This is a genomic window from Delftia sp. WY8 (assembly GCF_018437695.1).
GTDB lineage: Bacteria > Pseudomonadota > Gammaproteobacteria > Burkholderiales > Burkholderiaceae_C > Comamonas > Comamonas tsuruhatensis.
This window is the reverse complement of sequence record NZ_CP049795.1, coordinates 6,688,654-6,705,648: the sequence shown is the minus strand read 5'-3', so window position 1 is coordinate 6,705,648 and position 16,995 is coordinate 6,688,654. Positions and strand designations below refer to the sequence as shown.

At 66.4% G+C, this 16,995-nt stretch carries 15 protein-coding genes and 1 pseudogene; 7 read left to right on the top strand and 9 right to left on the bottom strand.

Annotated elements, in window-relative coordinates:
• Window positions 1-21: 21 nt before the first annotated feature.
• Window positions 22-753: a 2OG-Fe(II) oxygenase gene (locus G4D77_RS30670; RefSeq protein WP_154834302.1), complete on the bottom strand. Its 732-nt coding sequence runs from the start codon at window positions 751-753 to the stop codon at window positions 22-24.
• Between the two features lie 205 nt (window positions 754-958).
• Here G4D77_RS30670 and G4D77_RS30665 point away from each other — a divergent pair, with 205 nt between their 5' ends.
• The 5 genes from G4D77_RS30665 to G4D77_RS30645 all read left to right on the top strand — a co-directional run bounded on the left by G4D77_RS30665 (window position 959) and on the right by G4D77_RS30645 (window position 6,919).
• Window positions 959-1,780, top strand: a complete 822-nt coding sequence (locus tag G4D77_RS30665; RefSeq protein WP_016446083.1) for a hypothetical protein — start codon at window positions 959-961, stop codon at window positions 1,778-1,780.
• 148 nt (window positions 1,781-1,928) lie between these two features.
• Window positions 1,929-3,179 (top strand): hypothetical protein, encoded by a 1,251-nt coding sequence (locus G4D77_RS30660; protein WP_154834301.1) that lies wholly within the window; start codon window positions 1,929-1,931, stop codon window positions 3,177-3,179.
• On the top strand, window positions 3,176-5,383 hold the full coding sequence (locus G4D77_RS31020) for an AAA family ATPase (RefSeq protein WP_074922074.1): 2,208 nt from the start codon (window positions 3,176-3,178) through the stop codon (window positions 5,381-5,383). Before G4D77_RS30660 ends, G4D77_RS31020 begins: the two co-directional genes overlap by 4 nt.
• A 177-nt stretch (window positions 5,384-5,560) precedes the next feature.
• On the top strand, window positions 5,561-5,944 hold the full coding sequence (locus G4D77_RS30650) for a VC1465 family Xer recombination activation factor (RefSeq protein WP_154834291.1): 384 nt from the start codon (window positions 5,561-5,563) through the stop codon (window positions 5,942-5,944).
• A 75-nt stretch (window positions 5,945-6,019) separates the two neighbouring features.
• Complete coding sequence (locus G4D77_RS30645; RefSeq protein ID WP_154834290.1) at window positions 6,020-6,919, top strand: rolling circle replication-associated protein; 900 nt, start codon at window positions 6,020-6,022, stop codon at window positions 6,917-6,919.
• A gap of 245 nt (window positions 6,920-7,164) precedes the next feature.
• On the opposite strand, the gene G4D77_RS30640 is transcribed toward G4D77_RS30645, so the two are convergent.
• Together G4D77_RS30640 and G4D77_RS30635 are read right to left on the bottom strand one after the other, a co-directional pair.
• Window positions 7,165-7,725 (bottom strand): chemotaxis protein CheW, encoded by a 561-nt coding sequence (locus G4D77_RS30640; RefSeq protein ID WP_154834289.1) that lies wholly within the window; start codon window positions 7,723-7,725, stop codon window positions 7,165-7,167.
• 49 nt (window positions 7,726-7,774) lie between these two features.
• On the bottom strand, window positions 7,775-9,637 hold the full coding sequence (locus G4D77_RS30635) for a methyl-accepting chemotaxis protein (protein ID WP_154836362.1): 1,863 nt from the start codon (window positions 9,635-9,637) through the stop codon (window positions 7,775-7,777).
• A gap of 339 nt (window positions 9,638-9,976) precedes the next feature.
• Here G4D77_RS30635 and G4D77_RS30630 point away from each other — a divergent pair.
• A pseudogene (locus tag G4D77_RS30630) lies at window positions 9,977-10,281 on the top strand (IS3 family transposase); the annotation flags it as partial.
• On the opposite strand, the gene G4D77_RS30625 reads toward G4D77_RS30630, so the two are convergent.
• Both G4D77_RS30625 and G4D77_RS30620 read right to left on the bottom strand, forming a co-directional pair.
• Window positions 10,229-11,407 carry a porin gene (locus G4D77_RS30625; RefSeq protein WP_154834288.1) on the bottom strand — a complete coding sequence of 393 codons (1,179 nt, stop codon included), beginning with the start codon at window positions 11,405-11,407 and terminating at the stop codon, window positions 10,229-10,231. The pseudogene G4D77_RS30630 and the gene G4D77_RS30625 sit on opposite strands and share 53 nt — an antisense overlap.
• 116 nt (window positions 11,408-11,523) lie before the next feature.
• A complete protein-coding gene (locus G4D77_RS30620) occupies window positions 11,524-11,976 on the bottom strand; it encodes a nuclear transport factor 2 family protein (protein WP_154834287.1) in 453 nt (150 codons plus the stop codon).
• A 169-nt stretch (window positions 11,977-12,145) separates the two neighbouring features.
• Between G4D77_RS30620 and G4D77_RS30615 the strand changes: the two genes are divergently transcribed.
• Complete coding sequence (locus G4D77_RS30615) at window positions 12,146-13,417, top strand: LysR family transcriptional regulator (protein WP_017407688.1); 1,272 nt, start codon at window positions 12,146-12,148, stop codon at window positions 13,415-13,417.
• Here the strand turns inward: G4D77_RS30615 and G4D77_RS30610 are convergent.
• The 4 genes from G4D77_RS30610 to G4D77_RS30595 all read right to left on the bottom strand — a co-directional run bounded on the left by G4D77_RS30610 (window position 13,414) and on the right by G4D77_RS30595 (window position 16,855).
• On the bottom strand, window positions 13,414-14,154 hold the full coding sequence (locus G4D77_RS30610; RefSeq protein ID WP_154834286.1) for an alpha/beta fold hydrolase: 741 nt from the start codon (window positions 14,152-14,154) through the stop codon (window positions 13,414-13,416). The genes G4D77_RS30615 and G4D77_RS30610 overlap by 4 nt on opposite strands.
• Complete coding sequence (locus G4D77_RS30605) at window positions 14,151-15,023, bottom strand: class III extradiol dioxygenase subunit beta (protein WP_154834285.1); 873 nt, start codon at window positions 15,021-15,023, stop codon at window positions 14,151-14,153. Before G4D77_RS30605 ends, G4D77_RS30610 begins: the two co-directional genes overlap by 4 nt.
• Complete coding sequence (ligA, locus tag G4D77_RS30600; RefSeq protein ID WP_016453399.1) at window positions 15,023-15,430, bottom strand: protocatechuate 4,5-dioxygenase subunit alpha; 408 nt, start codon at window positions 15,428-15,430, stop codon at window positions 15,023-15,025. Before ligA ends, G4D77_RS30605 begins: the two co-directional genes overlap by 1 nt.
• Window positions 15,431-15,514: 84 nt before the next feature.
• Window positions 15,515-16,855: an MFS transporter gene (locus G4D77_RS30595; RefSeq protein WP_154834284.1), complete on the bottom strand. Its 1,341-nt coding sequence runs from the start codon at window positions 16,853-16,855 to the stop codon at window positions 15,515-15,517.
• Between the last annotated feature and the right edge of the window lie 140 nt (window positions 16,856-16,995).

Below are 16,995 nucleotides of genomic sequence, written 5' to 3'. Positions count from 1 at the left end.
CGTCCATCAAAGTGCGTCATATCAGAGTGCGTCATGAAAGATCAGCCCCACGGTATGGTGATGGCCGCTTCGGACGCGGCTGACGCCATGGCGCATGGCCGCGCGGCGGTAGCCTGAGCGCCGCCCCGGCACGGGCCGGTGGCGCACGGCCAGGACCAGCGCATCGCCCTGGTCCAGCGCCATCACATCGGCCCGTTGCCTGTCGCCATCGGCCTGGGTGATGACGAATTCCCCGCCCGCAAAGTCCTGCCCCGGCCGCGACAGCAGCAACACCACCTGCAGCGGAAACACATGCTCTCCATAGACATCCTGGTGCAGGCAGTTGTAGTCGCCCTCGCCGTATTGGAGGATCAGCGGCGTGGGCCGCAACTGGCCGTGCGCGTGGCAGCGCGCCAGGAAGTCCTGCAGCCGGTCCGGATAGCGCACATCCAGCCCCATGCGCTGGTTCCAGCGGTTGGCCACCGGCACCAGGCGGGAATACAGCTGTTCGCGCAGCCGCTGCAGCAGAGGTGGCAAGGGGTAGTCGAAATACCGGTATTCGCCACGCCCGAAACCGTGGCGGGCCATGACGATGCGGGAGCGAAAACCGTCTTCCCTGGTGTAGAGGGCCGCCAGGTCACGGCATTGCTGCGCGTCCAGCAGGCCGGGCAGCCGGGCACAGCCGTGCTCGTCGAGCTGGTGCTCCATCTGCGTCCATTGGCAGGGCGGGGCGGATTCGCAAGCTTCGTTGTCGAAAAGACGGAGGTTGTGCATGGCGGGCGCGGTTGGCGGCATGGGCGCTGTGGGCAATTGCCGCAGTCTAGGGCGCCGCCGCAGCGCCTGCATCCCGCTTCTTGCAGTGGACAGAATGTCAACCGGCGGCAGCGCCTGCCAGCCGCGTGCTGGACAGGCCTGGGAGGGCCGGCTGGCAGCTGCAATTGAACAATCGCGGCATTCCTGCAAACGCCTCAGGCCCGCCATGTCCAGCAACGTCCATCACCTCTATCTGTTCTTCGATACGCCCCTGCAGCTGCGCCGCGTGCAACTGATCTGCCAGTACCTGGCCCGGCAGTCCTGGGAGCAGGCCGAGCGCTGGATCCATGAGCTGGACCCCGCCCTGGACCGATCCGCGCTGTGGGATGACGACTGGGCCAATGCCAGCGCCCTGGGCCATCCCCAGCATCTGGAGCTGGGCTTCGACACCCGCACCACGGCCGGCATGCCCTGGCGGCTGCTGGAGACCTTGTTCCAGCACGGCCTGCAGGCGGCGGTGCTGCATGTCTTCTACGACCAGGTGGGAGAGAGCGAGCGCTATCACTTCGATGCCGGCCAATGGGTCAGCCACCATGCCTGGCTGGCCCGCTACCCGGAGCGCCAGGTGCTGGTCGATCCCGACGCAGAGGTCTATCCGCGCCCGGGGCAGGAAGAGGGCAACGATGGCACCTCACTCAGCAATCCCGCCCAGCCCATGGCCATCAGGCAACTGCGCGAGCGTGACCAGGAGCGCGATCGCCAGGCCCAGGAGTCCGTGCAGGCCCTGCTGGAGACCATGGCCAGCCTGCGCAAGAGCGGCGTGTCGCCGGTGGACGGCATCGCGGGCCTGTTCATGCTGCGGGCCGGCTTTCGCGGACTGTGCGAGGCCGTCGCCTTCACCGTCGTTGCCGCCCTGGCTTTCAGAGGCAAGGGCCTGTGGCTCTGGCTGGCCCTGGGATTGGTACTGGCGGTCGTGCTGCCGCTGTACCGGATGGCCAGTGCGCGGCGGGAGTTCGCGGGGCAGGGCGGCAGCGACCCGGCATCCTGAGACAATCCGCGCTCGGCAGAATGAAACAAATTGCACAAGATCCGGCAAAGTCCCAGGAGAGGGTGAACAGGATGTGGATACCGACCGTCGTCACGGCAGGATGGACATGCGCCATCAGGCGCCGTCTTTTTGAGCAGGGCCAACGCTGATGCAGCCCACCGCAATCGAGCAGGGCCCCGCCGTGGCAGCAGGCGTTCACGAGGATTTCGGCCATCTTCTGGGTCTGTACATGCGCCGCATCCGTGCCAGCGCTTCGGGGGTGGCCACCGAGATCGGGCTGAGCCGGGAAGCCGTCAACAACTGGAGGAATGGGGTTTCCCTGCCCAATCCGCGCTCGCGCGACCGGCTGGCCGCCTGCGCCCAGTATCTGCGGCTGACGGAGGCGGAGACCAATCGCCTGTTCTCCGCCGCCGGCTTTGCCACGCAGTTCCCGCTGCAGGCGCCAGCCGCTGGCGCCCAGCCTTTTGCCGGCTTCATGGACCGGCTTTTTGCCCAGCTGGCCCAGGCCTCGCCCTATGCCATCACCATGCTGCTGTCTCCCGCGCACTGGGGTCAGCCCCCGTTCCGTCAGGAATTGCTGCTGCGTGCCCGCGCCCAGTACGGCGCCGAGGCGGTACTGCACATCCAGCCGCCCTACAGCGTGAGCACGGCCCCGGCCGACTACTTTGCGGCCCTGGGCCGGCAGTGCGGGCTGGGCGAGGTGGGCTCGGACTACGAATTCGAGGCCCTGCTGGAAAAGCGTCTGCTGGCAGGCGGCCGCCTGTTCTGCCTGGTCAGCCGTTTCGAGCAAGGCACGGCCGCACTGCGCGAGACGCTGGCCGGCATCCTGCGCAGCCTCAGCGAAATGCACAGCGGCCGCCTGCACCTGCTGCTGTGCGGCAGCGAGGCGCTGGCCGACCTCAAGTACCGCAGCGGCGACCTGTCCCTGCTCAACATCGGCCAGGTGGCACACTGGCCCGATCCCACGCTGGAAGACCTGGCCCTGATGGCGCGCCAGCGCTGGCCGGCAACAGGCTGGCCGGTCGAGGTCATCGAGGCGCTGCAGGCCCTGACGGGCGGGCATCCCGCGCTCTTCGAGGAAGCGCTGCAATGGCTGGTGGAGCAGGGTGTGGGCATCGCTGCCGTGCACTCGCCACTGCTGCGCGCCCATCTGGTGGCCAGTGCGCGCCTGTGGCAGACCCTGCTGCCCCTGGCGCAGGAGCCGGCCGCACGCGATCAATTGCGAAGCCTGGTGGATGCGGCATCGCTGGGCCGTGCGCGGCCCTATCTGCAGGATGCCGTGCTGCGGCGCCTGTTCTGGGGCAACCTGCTGCAGGTGCGCGGAGCGGGCGAGGGCGCCCACCTGCACTGGCGCTGCGACATCGCCCGCGAAGCCGCAATGGCAGTGCTGCAGGCATGAGCGGCCCGGCCCGCCTTCTGCAGCTGCCCCGATCCTATTGGCGCGCCGCGCTGCTGGCCTTGTTCACGCTGTTCATAGGCACAGCCATCCTTCTGCCCCGCTACAACCCCGTTACCCGCGGCAGCCTGCAGGGCGCGGAAAGTTCAGGGCGGGTCTGGAACGAAATCATCCTGTGGCGCCTGGCCCTGATGGAGCATGTGCGCCAGCATGAAAGCTGGCCGCAGGACATCGCCAGCGTGGCACCGGAGATTGCCGAGCCTCGTGTGCGCATGAGTTCGCCCAGGCCCTTCGTGCTGCAGGCGGACATCGTGCGCGACAGCCAGATGGGCGTGCTCTCAGGAACCCAGGTCCTGCTGCAGCTGAACATGCCCAGCCAGGACTGGAGCTGCCAGGGCGGCCAGCCACCCACCCCGCCACGCTATCTGCCGCTGAACTGCAGCCCCTCGCCAGGCCAGCCAGAGCACGAACCCTTTGGCTGGCTGCGCAACATCATCTGGACCTGCGCCCTGGTCTTTGGCGGCCTGGCCCTGCTGTGGCTGGTCCGCCATCCGCTGATAGGCCCGGCGCAGCTCAAGCCCGGGCGCCTGCGCCGCAAGCCGTATCAGCATCTTCCCCAGCTGGACCGGCTGCTGCGGCTCACCGGCCGGCGGTCCGCCGTGCTGCGCGCCGCAGGCATACGCCCGCCCGACTGGCAGCGTGCCCTGCGCCTTGCCGGCGCCAGCCCCGCCGCCCGCGTGCGCGCCCTGGCCGAACGACTATCGGCCACCTGCAAAACCGCCGAGGGCGAATGGCCCGTGCCCGGTGGCATGTTCGAATGGACGCTGCCGCCGGACCTGCCCATCGCCCTGGGCCGCTGCCTGGTCTATGCGCTGCCAGAGCAACTGGAAGAACTGGAAGAGGGCGAACTCGTGCGCCAGCTGCGCCTGCTGCAAACCGGCGGCGATGTGGTGCTCATCGTGAGCCCGCACCATCCGCAGTCGCCCATGCCGCTGCTGCAGCGCCATGCCGAGGACCGCGCCAATCTGCACGCAGTGCTGGACAGCCCCGGTCAGACCGAATGGCTGATGGGCGGCGAGCCCGCGCAGGTGCTGCTGCGGCTGCTGGCCGCGCAGCTGCAGGTCACGCGCATCTCGCCCTACCAGACGCGCGGCGGCGTGACGCGCGAGGACGTGTTCTTCGGCCGCGAGCGCCTGCTGGCGCGCGTACTCAACCGCGAACCTGCCAACTACCTGGTCGTGGGAGGGCGCCAGCTCGGCAAAAGCAGCCTGCTCAAGGCGGTGCAACGGCGCCTGCAGGAGCATCCGTCCATTGCCTGCCACTACCTCTCGCTGCGCGACCACCGCCTTACGCCGCGCCTGGCCACCCAGTTCGGCCTGCCCGTGGAGACACCGCTGGAGGCCATCATCGAACACCTGCAGTCGCAATCGCAGGGCAGGCGGCTGTACCTGCTGATCGACGAGGCCGACCTGTTCTTCCGCGATGAGGCCCGCAACGGCTATCCCCAGCTCAGCGCCTTGCGCGCGCTCAGCGAGGAGGGCCGTTGCTGGTTCATGCTGGCTGGATTCTGGGATCTCTATGCGGCAGCGTTGCTCGACTACCAGTCGCCGCTGCGCAACTTCGGCGACATCCTGGCCATCGGCGGCCTGGAGCCGTCCGCCTGCCAGGCACTGGCCACCGAGCCGCTGCGCAGGCTGCGCGTGGGCTACGCCAACGACGCCCTGGCCGAACGCCTGATCGAGGCCAGCGGCAGGCGGGCCAATCTGGTCGCCATCCTCTGCCAGGAATGCCTGCAAGCCCTGGGGCCCGACGAACGCGTGATCGAAGAGCGCCACCTGCGCCAGGCGCTGGAATCCCAGCCCGTACAGGATGCGCTGGTCGGCTGGGGCCGCCTGAGCACCGACGAACAGGCCTGCCGCCTGGACCGCATCGCCGTCTATCACACGGCCCAGCAAGGTCACACCAGCCTGACCGCGCTCGACGCCCTGGTCCAGGCCCACGGCGCCACCGGCCAGGCCCAGGCCTTGCGCCGATCCCTGGCCCGCCTGCAACTGGCCTACGTCCTGCGCCGCGATGAAACCCACGGCGTGCACGACGCACGCTACGTCTTCACCATCCCGCTGCTGCAACGCCAGTTCGAACCGCAGGAGACGGAGTTGTTGTTGAGGCAGGAACTGGAGAGCCTGGGAAGAGGGTTGAACAGCTGAAAAAAGAGGCGGAAGACAGGCAGGCCTGGTGCAGGAAGAGTGCCTTACCTGGGTTTGGACAGTTTTAATCGCAACTGTGATTTAACATAATATACATCGTATCAAACTAAGCAGAAGCTCCGGCTGCGGCGTCACGACCCCGACACTCGCGCCCAGCTTGCCTTGCGCTTCAAGGCCATGTACCAGAGCCTCGGCCTGGATCTGCCCGGCTGCGCGCAGCTTCTTCACGTCTCCGAGCGCACTTTGCATAACTGGGCCTGCGGCAAGCACGACATCCCGTACGCCACGTACCGGCTGCTGCGGCTGCTCAACCGCATGGAACTGCCTGGCCAGACCTGGCAAGGCTGGAGCTTCCATGGCCACAAGCTGGTCTCGCCTGAGGGACACGTTTTTGTGGGCACCGACAGCGCCTGGTGGGGATTGCTCGTGCGTCGAGCCGCCATGTTCGGCAAACAACGTCGGGTCGAAGGTGCTGCGCACCAGCTCACCCCGGCACAGCGCAAGGCCATCAAGGCTGGCAAGCCTGTGACCGTGCCCAAGGGCACTATCGAGGGCCTGTGAGGCTCCAAAAGAAAACCCCGGCGAGTGCTACCAACACTCCCGGGGCGATGACCAATCTTGGAAAGGACAAGATCGATGGAACGGATTGTAGGTCGTGATCGCCTCGTTGGCACTGCAGGCGGCGGATTCGAGCTGGTGCGCCGCGTTCTTGGCAATGGCCATGTCGAGTGTGTTGTTCGGCCGCTGGTGACGTGGACCGTTGCTGGTGAGTTGACTGATGAGGCCTATGCCCTCTATCAGGAAAGCCGTGAGATCCACGCGGAGGAGCGTCGGCAGGCGAACCTGGAACGGGCGGCTCACCGCGCCAAGCGCCGTGTGCGTCATCTCTGCAAGGCAGCAGGGGTAGACACCCTCCTCACCCTCACCTATCAGGCCAACATGACCGACTGGGCCTTGCTCAAGCGGCATGTGAAAGAGTTCAACCGGCGCATGTCCCGGCTGATTCCTGGCTGGTTCTACGTAGCGGGATATGAGCGTCAGGAGCGTGGAGCCTGGCACGTCCACATGGCCGTGCATCGTGTGCCAAAGATGCTGGAGCACGCCAGGGGCGTGAAAGTGAAGAGCTACAGCGTGATCCGCGCTGTCTGGCGCTCCGTGGTTGGTGAACTGGGTGGGAATGTCGACCTGCAAGCCAGCAAGCGCATGCGGGCGCCCTCTCGCATCGCCTCGTACCTGTCCAAGTACATGACCAAAGCCTTTGCCGATGGGGATGCCTGGAGCAACCGCTTCTCGTCCAGCAAGGGCATCACGGTGCCTAAGCCCCAGCGCATGCGCTTCGTCGGCTGGAACATGGCTGATGTGCTCACGGCAGTCTTGGATGACCTGGATCTTGCCTGCGGCTACAGGCACTCAGACCAGCTCCAGTGGCATCTGTCGCGCTTCAGAGACTCATGTTGGTTCATCTTGGACACCAACATCACGCCTTGGCGGGAGCCATCTGATGCTGAGCTTGATCGGGGCGGCTACTGGGTCTGAGGGGGTATCGGGGGCGTAGCCCCTGATGTAGCTCCCGCATGGGAGCGTAACCAGCAGTCTCCCCTACTTCGCTGGTCTTCTACGCGTGGCGCAATGCTGAATTAGCAGCGAATGGATGCGCGCGTCCTGAAAAACCATATCCACGAATAAAAGATTATGTGGATAACGTTAAAAGGCCTTCAATTGATCGGCAATGAAGATTATTATCTCGGGGCGAGGGATTAATGCCTTATACATCGTATCAATCAAAGCATCGCAGCGTCCATCAACCCCATCTCGGCGCTGCTCATGAGCGCTTCGATGTCGGTCAGAATCAGCATACGTTCGACATCGCCGCTCTTGAAGCATCCCATACCCATGATGTAGCCGGCATCCACCGAGGCACTCATCTGGGGCGCCGGCTTGATGTTGTCCGCGCCCAGCGCCAGAACGTCCGACACCGAATCGACCACCACGCCGATGACCCGTCCGCGCACGTTCAGCACGATGACGACGGTGAAATCGGTGTACTCGGCCGACTCGCAACAGAGCTTCAGGCGCAGGTCGACGATGGGCACGATCACGCCACGCAGGTTGATCACTCCCTTGATGAAATGCGGTGCGTTCGCAATGCGGGTGGGAGCCTCGTAGCTGCGGATCTCCTGTACCCGCAGGATGTCGATGCCGTATTCCTCGCCACCCAGGCGGAAGCTGAGGAACTCGTTGGGCATGGCGGCCACTGCCTTGGCAGCCCGTGTTGATGAGGCGGCTGTCGTCTGCGCCGTAACCGGTGCTACCGTTGGGCGCTCTTCAATCATGGCGGTCATCTTCGACTCCTTGGAGATTGGGGGCGGGTTCTGGCGCGGCGAGCCGCGCTCAGAACGACGTCCAGTCGTCAGTGCCGGTCTTGGCAGGTGCGATAGCGAGCCGGCTCGACTCAGAGGTCGATGCTGGGGCTGCAGCAGCCTTCGCCTTGAATGCCGGCCGGGCGATGTTCTTGGCACGGTCCGGGCCGCGACGCTCGACGGCAGCAGCGTTGGCCGCTGGGGCCGCAGCGTGGGTCGAGCCTCCAAGTCCTTCATGCGACAGCTTGAACACCGCCACGGCCTGCACCAGTTTCTGGGCCTGGCCCTTCAGGCTCTCTGCGGCGGCAGCGCTCTCTTCCACAAGCGCCGCGTTCTGCTGCGTCACCTGGTCCATCTGGCTGACGGCCTCGCCGACCTGCCCGATGCCGGAGCTCTGCTCGACGCTGGCCGAGGTAATCTCGGCCACGATGTCACTCACGCGTTGGATCGAGGCGACGATCTCGCCCATGGTCTTGCCGGCCTCGTCCACCAGCACGGTGCCTTGCTCCACCTGCTCGACGCTACGGCCGATCAGAGCCTTGATTTCCTTGGCAGCCTCAGCGCTGCGCTGCGCGAGGCTGCGCACTTCAGACGCCACGACAGCGAAGCCCCGTCCCTGCTCCCCTGCGCGGGCCGCCTCAACGGCTGCGTTGAGCGCCAGGATGTTGGTCTGGAAGGCGATGCCGTCGATCACGCCGATGATGTCGCCGATCTTGCGGCTGCTGTCGCTGATGCCTTGCATCGTGGTGACGACCTTGCCGACCACCTCGCCACCTTGCGCAGCGACGGCCGAGGCGCCCTGAGCGAGTTGATTGGCCTGCTTGGCGTTGTCGGCGTTGTTGCGGGTGGTGGTGCCCAGCTCCTCCATCGTGGCGGCCGTTTGTTGCAGGGCACTGGCTTGCTCTTCGGTGCGCTGGCTCAGGTCCTGGTTGCCCTGTGCAATCTCGGAGCTGGCTGTCGCCACGCTGTCGGCACCACTGCGAATGGCGCCCACCACGCTAGACAATTGCTGCTGCATGCTGCCCATAGTGCGCAGCAGGTCACCTTCTTCACCCCTCACACCGAGATCGATCGACTGATCAAGCTCCCCTGCCGCAATGCCCGATGCCACACGACTGACGTCGCCAAGCACGGCGCTGGTGCGACGACGCAGATAAAGGAGCCCGGCGAGCAGGCTCACGATGAGCAATGCCGTCGAGGCCATGACAAGTTTCGACCATTGCTGCCGCGCCGCCACGGCTGCGGCCAGCTGTGCTGACGTGCGCTCATCGAGAAGAATCAGGAACTCGTCCACGGGTTTCATGATCTTGGCTTTGTACTGGTGGTACGCCAAGTCGTGCATCATCCCCAGAGCCTTGGCCTTGTCGGGTTCAGCTTGGCGCGTGAACCCACCTTTGCCGTCGTCATAGAGGCCCTTCACCATGTTCATGGCGATGGTTTCAGTGCGCACCAGATCATCTGAGTTGGCCTTGGCTTCGGCCAGCTTGGCGAGTTCGTTGTCTGCAAAGCCGGCCCGCTTCATCAGATCAAGCAGCGGCACCGTTTCGCCTGCAGGACGCACGTTTTGCGCATCGGCTGCCCGGAAGTCCCAATAGATCCGCTCGTAGGCCTGAGGCCGTGGCAGCTTGCCATTGCGAATATCCAGAATCTCGATGTATTGCTTCTCCCACTTGGCGTCACCCGTGGCCACGTAGGTGCGCGCCAGTCGGGTGAGATCGTCAGAGCTTTGCCGCAACTCATCGGCCAGCAGGTAGGACTGGTATCGCCTGGCGGCGGTTTCGTCGGCAAGAGCGCTGCTGCGGTTGCTCATGATGGCTGCGCCAATGGTGGCCGCGCCAAGAACCAGCAGGAGAGCGGCACCAAAACTGTAGGCTTGTCTGATCTGGAGTCTCATTGTTGTTCCTTCCACTGTGCTCTCGCCCTCGACCAGGACGATGGAGTTGAGTTCGCCATGCAGGCCGATCTGGCTTGGCGCAGAGCATGGGGCTTGCGACTTTTCAGCCCCCTGCCCTGCGCTGTCCCGCGTCACCCTGAACAGGCCGGATCGGCGCAGCCACATGCTGCCATTGAATGCCAAAATTGATCCGATGACTGCATCATAGATATCAATTTAATCAAATATGAATTAAATTTTTCTATCAATTTGAGGAAATTGCTACTTATGCGCGTGAGCACATCTCCGATCCACAACTCGGCATGTACGGATATCAAGGAGTCCGCTGTCGGTGTCTGCGCGGAAATAGCCAAGCTGCAGCGCGTGCTCGGCAAGACAACCTTGGAGAACGAAATCCTCAAGGAAGCCGTGCGGTACGCCGCAGAAAAAAGTGGATTGCGCGCTCGCCTGTGCGCGACCTGCCTGGGCGCGGTGAAGGCTGGGCCGATGGCCGCAGCCATCGCACACCCGGCGACGACGCCGGGCTGCTCGCCGAACTGCGCCAGGAAATTGCCGACTTGCCCAGCAGGCCTGTTGTATTTGCCTTCGGTTTCAGAACGAGTGGCGCAGGCCCAGCATCAGGCCGGTCTGCGATGCGCCCGCCAGCGGGCTGCCGCCGGCTGCGGCCGAGCTGACCGAGATGGCCAGGCGCTGTCCGTTGTCAATGCGTGCGGCCTGGGCATAGACCGCCGTGCGCTTGGAGAACTTGTAGGTGGCCCGCAGGGCCAGCAAAGTGGAGCGGTCGCCGCCCTGGGCATAGCGCAGTTGCTGCAGCTGGCCATCGACCACGACGGCGGCGCTGGGGGACCAGGACAGGCCGCCCCAGGCCAGGGTGCTGCGCGGCGTGGCGCCGTTGCTGGCCGAGGCCGCCTGGGCCGCGTCGTTGTCGCGGCGCATGAGGCCGGCGCCCAGCTTGATGGTGGGTGACAGCGCGGCATAGCCGTTGAGCATGATGCGGCGGTCCTTCAGGTCCGAGCGCGTGAGCCCTGCAAATGCACCGGCGCCGCCGCGCATCTCGTCCACGGCCAGGGCAAAGCCCCAGGGCGCGGTGTCGTACTTCAGCATGGCCGACCACTGGCGGCAGGCCTGCCTGTCCGTGGCCGATTCGCCGGCGCAGTTGGTGCCGGCCGGGCTGGGGCCGGCGTTTACGGCATCGCGTCCCAGGCTGTAGGCGGCGCCCAGGCTCCAGGCGCCGAAGCGTCCCCGGTAGGCCAGGGAGTTGTCGGTGCGCGTGTTGGGGATGTAGCTGTCCAGGCTGCTCAGGCCGAAGGCGTTGGGGCCGAGCAGGTCGGCATCGAACAATGCCCAGTACAGCATGGTGTAGTTGCGCCCCAGCGAGACACTGCCCCAGCCTCCGGACAGCCCCGCCCAGGCCTGGCGCCCGAAGCCCCGCCCGCCCTGGTTGAAGGTGCCGGCATCCGGGCCAAAGCCTGACTCCAGCGCAAAGACGGCGCTCAGGCCGCCGCCCAGATCCTCGCTGCCGCGCAGCCCCCAGCGCGACGGTGCCGTTCCCGTGAGGCCAGGCATGCGCGTCAGCGATCCGCCGCCTTGCACATTCGTCAGGTGCTCGATGCCGGTGTCCAGATGGCCGTACAGCGTCACCGATGAGGCGGTCTGGGCCTGGGCGCCGCCTGCTGCTGCCAGCATGGCGAGCGGGGCGAGGCGGCCCAGACAAACCCGCAGTGGGCGCCTGGCTGGGGGTTGGGGAATGCTTTTGAGAGTGCGGTTCATGCTTGTGTCTCCTGTCGTTGTCGTTGCGGAATCGGCACGCCGCAACGCTGCGCCTTGGGAAAGGCGAGAGTGGCGGGCACGGGGAAATGGGAGAAAGCGGCTGGGCGCCCTGCTCTTCAGGTGCCCGGGAGGTCCCGGTACATGACGAAGCGCGCCACGCGGCGCGTGATCAGCCAATGGCCTTCAGGACTGCGGCCGAAGGTGTCATCGAACTCGCCTACGAGCTGGCGCGGTTGCGCCGGGCGGCCGTGCGGCGTGATGGTATCGGCCTCGTCGCAGGACCACAGCAGCACATGGCTGCGCGCGCTGGCGCGGTCCGGGCCTTGCAGTTCCACCAGCGTGTTGGTGACCAGATGCCGGGTCATGCGGCCCGCAGGACGCCGGGAGTACGCGGCGGCGATGGCCGTGCGCCCGCCCAGCACCTCACCGCCGGGCCGTTGCAGCTGGCCGTCTTCGGCAAACAGCTGCACCAGGGCCTGGGCATCACCGGCATCCGCAAAGGCAGCAGCGCGCAGCACCAGGTCCAGGCAGGCCTGGCGTGCCAGCAGCCGGTCGATTTCATGGTTCATGTTTCTTGTCTCCCCGGAATTCGCAGCCTGCGATGGGCTGTCTTGACCCAGGCACCAAGCATTCCACGCTGGCATCGATCCGGCCAATGCCGGAGCCCCGGCCATCAATGCGTTTTTCTTATGGGACAATCAAAACACGTTCTTCCAACGTACCGCGAAGCGCCTTTCAATGAACCTTTCCCTTGCCCCCTGGGCCAGCAGCAATCCCTCGCGTTTTCCCGAGTTGGCAGGCCATTTGCGAGCCATGCGCGCCATGCTGGGCGTGGTGCGCCACGGCAGCACCACGCGGGCCGCCCAGGCTATGCATCTTTCTCAGCCGGCCGTGGCGCGTTCGGTACTGCAACTGGAAGAGGCCTGCGGCATGCCGCTGTTCATGCGCGGTGCGCGCGGCATGATGCCGACCCCGCTGGGCAGCCAGCTGGCCGCCCGCATCGAGGCCATGCTCCAGCACCTGGGCAGCGGCGCGGCCGACGCCCAGGCCGCCGCCACGCTGGCGGCCAGGCGCCCTCCCCTGCCCGAGCGTTTTGCCGAGACCGTGCCGGCAGGGCAACTGCGCGCCCTCATGGCCATTGCCGACTGCGGCAGCGAATCCCTGGCCGCGCAGTGGCTGGGCCTGACGCAGCCCGCCGTGCATGCGGCGCTGCAGGGGCTGGAAACCAGTCTGGGCATGCAGCTGTTCTACAAGCTGGCCTTCGGCACGCGGCTGACGCCGTCCGGCGAAGCGCTGCTGCGCCGCGTCAAGCTGGCCCTGGCCGAGGTGCGCGGCATGGACAGCGATATTTCCGCCTGGCGCGGCGAGATCCGGGGGCGCGTGGTGGTCGGCGTGCTGCCGCTGTCGGTGGGAATCTTCCTGCCGCGCGCGGTCGACAGCCTGGCCGCCAGCCACCCGGACATCGAGGTCAGCATCGTGGACGGCACCTACGAGAGTCTGGTGCAGCACCTGCTGAGCGCCGACATCGACGCCATCGCTGGCGCCCTGCGCGCCGACATGCCCTCCGATGAGGTACGCCAGCTGCACCTGTTCGACGATGACCTGGTGGTGGTGGCACCGGCCGGCCATGCCTGCCTGGACCGCGGCCAGCTGGTTCTGGAGGATTTGCTGCAATGGCCCTGGGTCTCGCCCCTGCCCGGCACGCCAGCCGACCGCGCCATGGTCCAGCTGTTCCGCAGCCAGGGCCTGGAGCCGCCGCGCGCCAGCCTGCGCGCCAGCAGCCCGACCATGACGCTGGCCTTTGTGCTGCAGACGGGCCGGCTGGCCCTGGCCTCGCGCGGCCAGGCCCTGCAGGATGACCACGGCGGGCAGTTGTCCATCGTGCCCGTGGACCTGCCTTCCACACGCAGGCGCATCGGGCTGGCCACGCGTGCGCTGAGCACGGCATCGCAGGACCTGGAGCTGTTCATGCAGGCCTGCCGGCGGGCCGTGGGCGATCCGCCGGCCTAGTCTGAGCGCAGCGCTCGCTCAGCGCCCATCCAGTCGAGCAGTGCCCGCGACACCTGCTGCGGCTGCTCCATGGTGCTCATGTGGCCGCTGTCCTCGATCACCACCAGCTCGGCGCCCGGGCACAGGGCCTGCATGCGCTCATGGCGTGACAGCGGGCTCCAGGCATCCTGGCGACCGCAGGCCAGCAGGGTCGGGCAGCGCAGCTGCCTGAGCACATCGCCCGCATCGGGGCGGTTCAGCAAGGCATTGATCTGCGCGGCGAACACCTCGGGCGTGAAGCGCGCCACCATGTCGAGCACCTCACTGAACAGCGGCGTATCGAGCCGGTCCGGATGCACCATGCCGCGCGCCCATTGCAGGCCCATCTCGCGCATGCCGCTGTGCCGGGCGATCTGCAAGAGCGCCATGCGCTTGGCGCGTTCGCTCTCGCCGGCCTCGCCCGGAGCGATGGGGTCCATGCCGGTGTCCAGCAAGGCCAGCCGCTCCACACGCTGGGGCGCCATGCCGGCAATGGCCAGGGCCACGCGCCCGCCCATGGAATGGCCCGCCAGCGAAAACCGCTCGGCCGCCACGCCATCCAGCACCAGGCGCGCCATGTCTTCGATGGTGGCCGCCGCGCCATAGGACGGAACAATGCACTCGGCAGCACCGGCAAAGGACAGGGCCGCATGCTGCTCGTGCCAGACCGCCTCGTCGCACAGCAGGCCCGGCAGAAGTACCACGCAAGGCCGGCTCATGCTGCGTTCTCCAGGATGAGGTGGCCGACGGCCGTGTTCGATGCCGGCACATGGTAGAAGCGGTGGTTGACCTTGGGCAGCGGCGCGGGGCCATCCACATCGGCCATGGCACCGCGCGCGATCAGCCACATCACCAGCTCGATGCCTTCGGAGCCGGCCTCGCGCACGTAGTCGATATGCGGCATCTTGGCCAAACCGGCAGGGTTCTCGATCAGCAGGTCCAGGAAGCGGTTGTCCCACTCCTTGTTGATCAGGCCCGCACGCGCGCCCTGCAGCTGGTGGCTCATGCCGCCCGTGCCCCAGATCTGCACGTTCAGGTCTTCGTCGAAGCTTTCCACGGCGCGGCGGATGGCGCGGCCCAGGTTGAAGCAGCGCTGGCCCGACGGCACGGGGTACTGCACCACGTTGACGGCAAACGGAATCACCGGGCAGGGCCAGGCACCCGTGCGCGCGTCCTGCTCGCCGCACATCAGCGACAGCGGCACGGTCAGGCCGTGGTCCACGTCCATCTTGTTGACGATGGTCAGGTCGAAGTCCTGCTGGATCACCGACTGCGCAATGTGGCTGGCCAGTTCCGGATGGCCGATGACCTTGGGCACGGGGCGCGGGCCCCAGCCTTCGTCGGCGGGCTGGTATTCCGCGGCCGTGCCGATGGCAAACGTCGGGATGAAGTCCAGGCTGAACGCGGTCGCGTGGTCGTTGGAGACCAGGAAGATCACGTCGGGCTTGTTGTCCTTGAGCCATTGGCGCGAGTGCCCGAAGCCCTTGAACAGCGGCTGCCAATAGGGGTCGCCCGCCTTGCCCAGGTCCATGGCCGCGCCGATGGCGGGCACATGCGAGGTGTAGACGGATGCGGTGATGCGTGCCATCAGATGCCTTTTTCCTGTCGTTCCTGCTCATGCAGGTAGCGGTTTCCATTGATGCTGCGTCCGCCGCCCAGCATCATCTGGCGGTAGTCCTCCTCGTTCATGCCGCTCATGGTCGAGACCATGTTCTGCACGCTGACGCCGTCGGTGGCGCCGATCTTCACGAGGAAGTAGATGTTTCCGCCCAGCGCAATGCAGCGGTTCAGGTCGCGGTCCAGCACGGCCTGTCTTTGCTCGGCCGTCATGGCCCATTCGCCCAGATAGGCGCGCTCGTCAGCCCGAAAGCGCTCGCGGTTCTCGGCCTTCATCAGCGACATGCAGAACTGGTTGAGCCAGTAGCCCTGGCGGGATTGCTCGGCGTCGAAGACCGTGGTTCCCGGTACGTCGAGATAGGGTTTGTCCAATGCCATGGAAGTGTTTCTCCTGCGCTTGAGCGCTTGGGCGCTTGGGCGCTCGGGCGCTCGGGCGCGTGCTCACGGATAGGGGTTCAAGGATCAAGCACCAGGCGCTCGCAGCGCGCCACCCATCGGCGCCAGGGTGCGGCCGGCGCCAGTGGCCCACACGGCCAGCCCCGCGGCAATCAGCGGCAAGGCAAAGACGTAGTACAGCGAGGCAGGCTGCCAGCCACCGTCCAGCAGCAGGCCGGCCATGGTGGGCGCCACGATGGCGCCTATGCGCCCAATGCCTATGGCCCAGCCCATGCCGGTGGCGCGCACCTGGGCCGGATAGGTGGCCGGCACCAGCCCGTACAGCCCGGCCATGGAGGCGAACAGGAACACGCCCACGCCTACCGCTGCGGCGAACGCCCAGCCCAGGCTGGCCGAGGCCAGGCCGAACAGCGCAGTGAACAAGGCATTCAGCAGCAGGCTGCCCATGGCCAGATGCCGCAGCTTGGCCTTCACCGCCAGCAGGCCGAACAGGCTGCCGCCGGCAATGCCTCCCAGGTTGAGCAGCACGCCGCCCGTCACGCCCTGCTGTGCCGACAGGCCGGCCTGCACCAGCAGCTTGGGCGTCCAGCTCAGCGAAAAATAGACGCTGAACATCAGCAGGAAGAAGCCGGCCCAGAGCATCAGCGTGGGGCGCGCCAGGCCGTTCCTGAACAGGGCAGCCACGGTGTTGCCCTGCCGGAATTCGCCGCCGGCCTGTGCAGGCAGCTGCAGCAAGGCAGGATGGCCCATCAGCGCCATCAGCCGGTTGAGCTTTTCCAGCGCACGTGCCGGGCGGCGGCCCAACAGAAAGTCCACCGACTCCGGCAGCCGCCACAGCACGATGGGCACCATCAGCGCCGTGGCCAGGCCGCCGAACACGAAGACCGAGCGCCAGCCATGGTGTGTCAGCAGCCAGGCGGCCATGAGCCCGCCCAGCGTGGCGCCAATCGGATAGCCCGTGGCCTGCAGCGCAATCGCCGTGCTGCGCCATTTGTTCGATGAATACTCCGAGGTGATCACCCCCACGCTGGCCAGCATGCCGCCAATGCCCACGCCCGTCATGGCGCGCAGGGCTGCCAGTTCCACATAGCTGCGCGCTGCGGCAGAAAGCAGCATGCCCACGGACACCACGACCAGGCACAGCACGATGACGGGTTGCCGGCCACGGCGGTCGGCCACGGGCGCCAGGAACAGCGAGCCTATGGCCATGCCGATCAGCCCGGCACTGAACAGCACGCCCAGCTGCGCCCCGTTGAGCTTCCACTCGGCAGCGACGGCCGAGGCGGTGAAGGCCATCACCAGCACATCGAAGCCGTCCAGCATGATGAGCAGGATGCAGATGGCCACGGCGAGCCACTGGAACGGCGCCATGGCGCCCTCGTCCATCGTCTTGCGGATATCTTTCATACAAGTCCTTGTCGGAGCAGGTTGTCTCTTTGCCCTGGCAGGCGCTTTGCACCCAGGCCAGGTTCTGTTGTGGGGAAACTGGGGGTGGCCTGCGTTCGGAGCGCACAGCGCCGACATTCCCCAGTGCAAAAAGTATCTCC

What these genes read in the sequence shown, in the direction of transcription:
- G4D77_RS30670 (WP_154834302.1), bottom strand. Translation starts at nt 753, where the DNA reads ATGCACAACCTCCGTCTTTTCGACAACGAAGCTTGCGAATCCGCCCCG.
- G4D77_RS30665 (WP_016446083.1), top strand. Translation starts at nt 959, where the DNA reads ATGTCCAGCAACGTCCATCACCTCTATCTGTTCTTCGATACGCCCCTG.
- G4D77_RS30660 (WP_154834301.1), top strand. Translation starts at nt 1,929, where the DNA reads ATGCAGCCCACCGCAATCGAGCAGGGCCCCGCCGTGGCAGCAGGCGTT.
- G4D77_RS31020 (WP_074922074.1), top strand. Translation starts at nt 3,176, where the DNA reads ATGAGCGGCCCGGCCCGCCTTCTGCAGCTGCCCCGATCCTATTGGCGC.
- G4D77_RS30650 (WP_154834291.1), top strand. Translation starts at nt 5,561, where the DNA reads ATGTACCAGAGCCTCGGCCTGGATCTGCCCGGCTGCGCGCAGCTTCTT.
- G4D77_RS30645 (WP_154834290.1), top strand. Translation starts at nt 6,020, where the DNA reads ATGGAACGGATTGTAGGTCGTGATCGCCTCGTTGGCACTGCAGGCGGC.
- G4D77_RS30640 (WP_154834289.1), bottom strand. Translation starts at nt 7,725, where the DNA reads ATGACCGCCATGATTGAAGAGCGCCCAACGGTAGCACCGGTTACGGCG.
- G4D77_RS30635 (WP_154836362.1), bottom strand. Translation starts at nt 9,637, where the DNA reads ATGAGACTCCAGATCAGACAAGCCTACAGTTTTGGTGCCGCTCTCCTG.
- G4D77_RS30625 (WP_154834288.1), bottom strand. Translation starts at nt 11,407, where the DNA reads ATGAACCGCACTCTCAAAAGCATTCCCCAACCCCCAGCCAGGCGCCCA.
- G4D77_RS30620 (WP_154834287.1), bottom strand. Translation starts at nt 11,976, where the DNA reads ATGAACCATGAAATCGACCGGCTGCTGGCACGCCAGGCCTGCCTGGAC.
- G4D77_RS30615 (WP_017407688.1), top strand. Translation starts at nt 12,146, where the DNA reads ATGAACCTTTCCCTTGCCCCCTGGGCCAGCAGCAATCCCTCGCGTTTT.
- G4D77_RS30610 (WP_154834286.1), bottom strand. Translation starts at nt 14,154, where the DNA reads ATGAGCCGGCCTTGCGTGGTACTTCTGCCGGGCCTGCTGTGCGACGAG.
- G4D77_RS30605 (WP_154834285.1), bottom strand. Translation starts at nt 15,023, where the DNA reads ATGGCACGCATCACCGCATCCGTCTACACCTCGCATGTGCCCGCCATC.
- ligA (WP_016453399.1), bottom strand. Translation starts at nt 15,430, where the DNA reads ATGGCATTGGACAAACCCTATCTCGACGTACCGGGAACCACGGTCTTC.
- G4D77_RS30595 (WP_154834284.1), bottom strand. Translation starts at nt 16,855, where the DNA reads ATGAAAGATATCCGCAAGACGATGGACGAGGGCGCCATGGCGCCGTTC.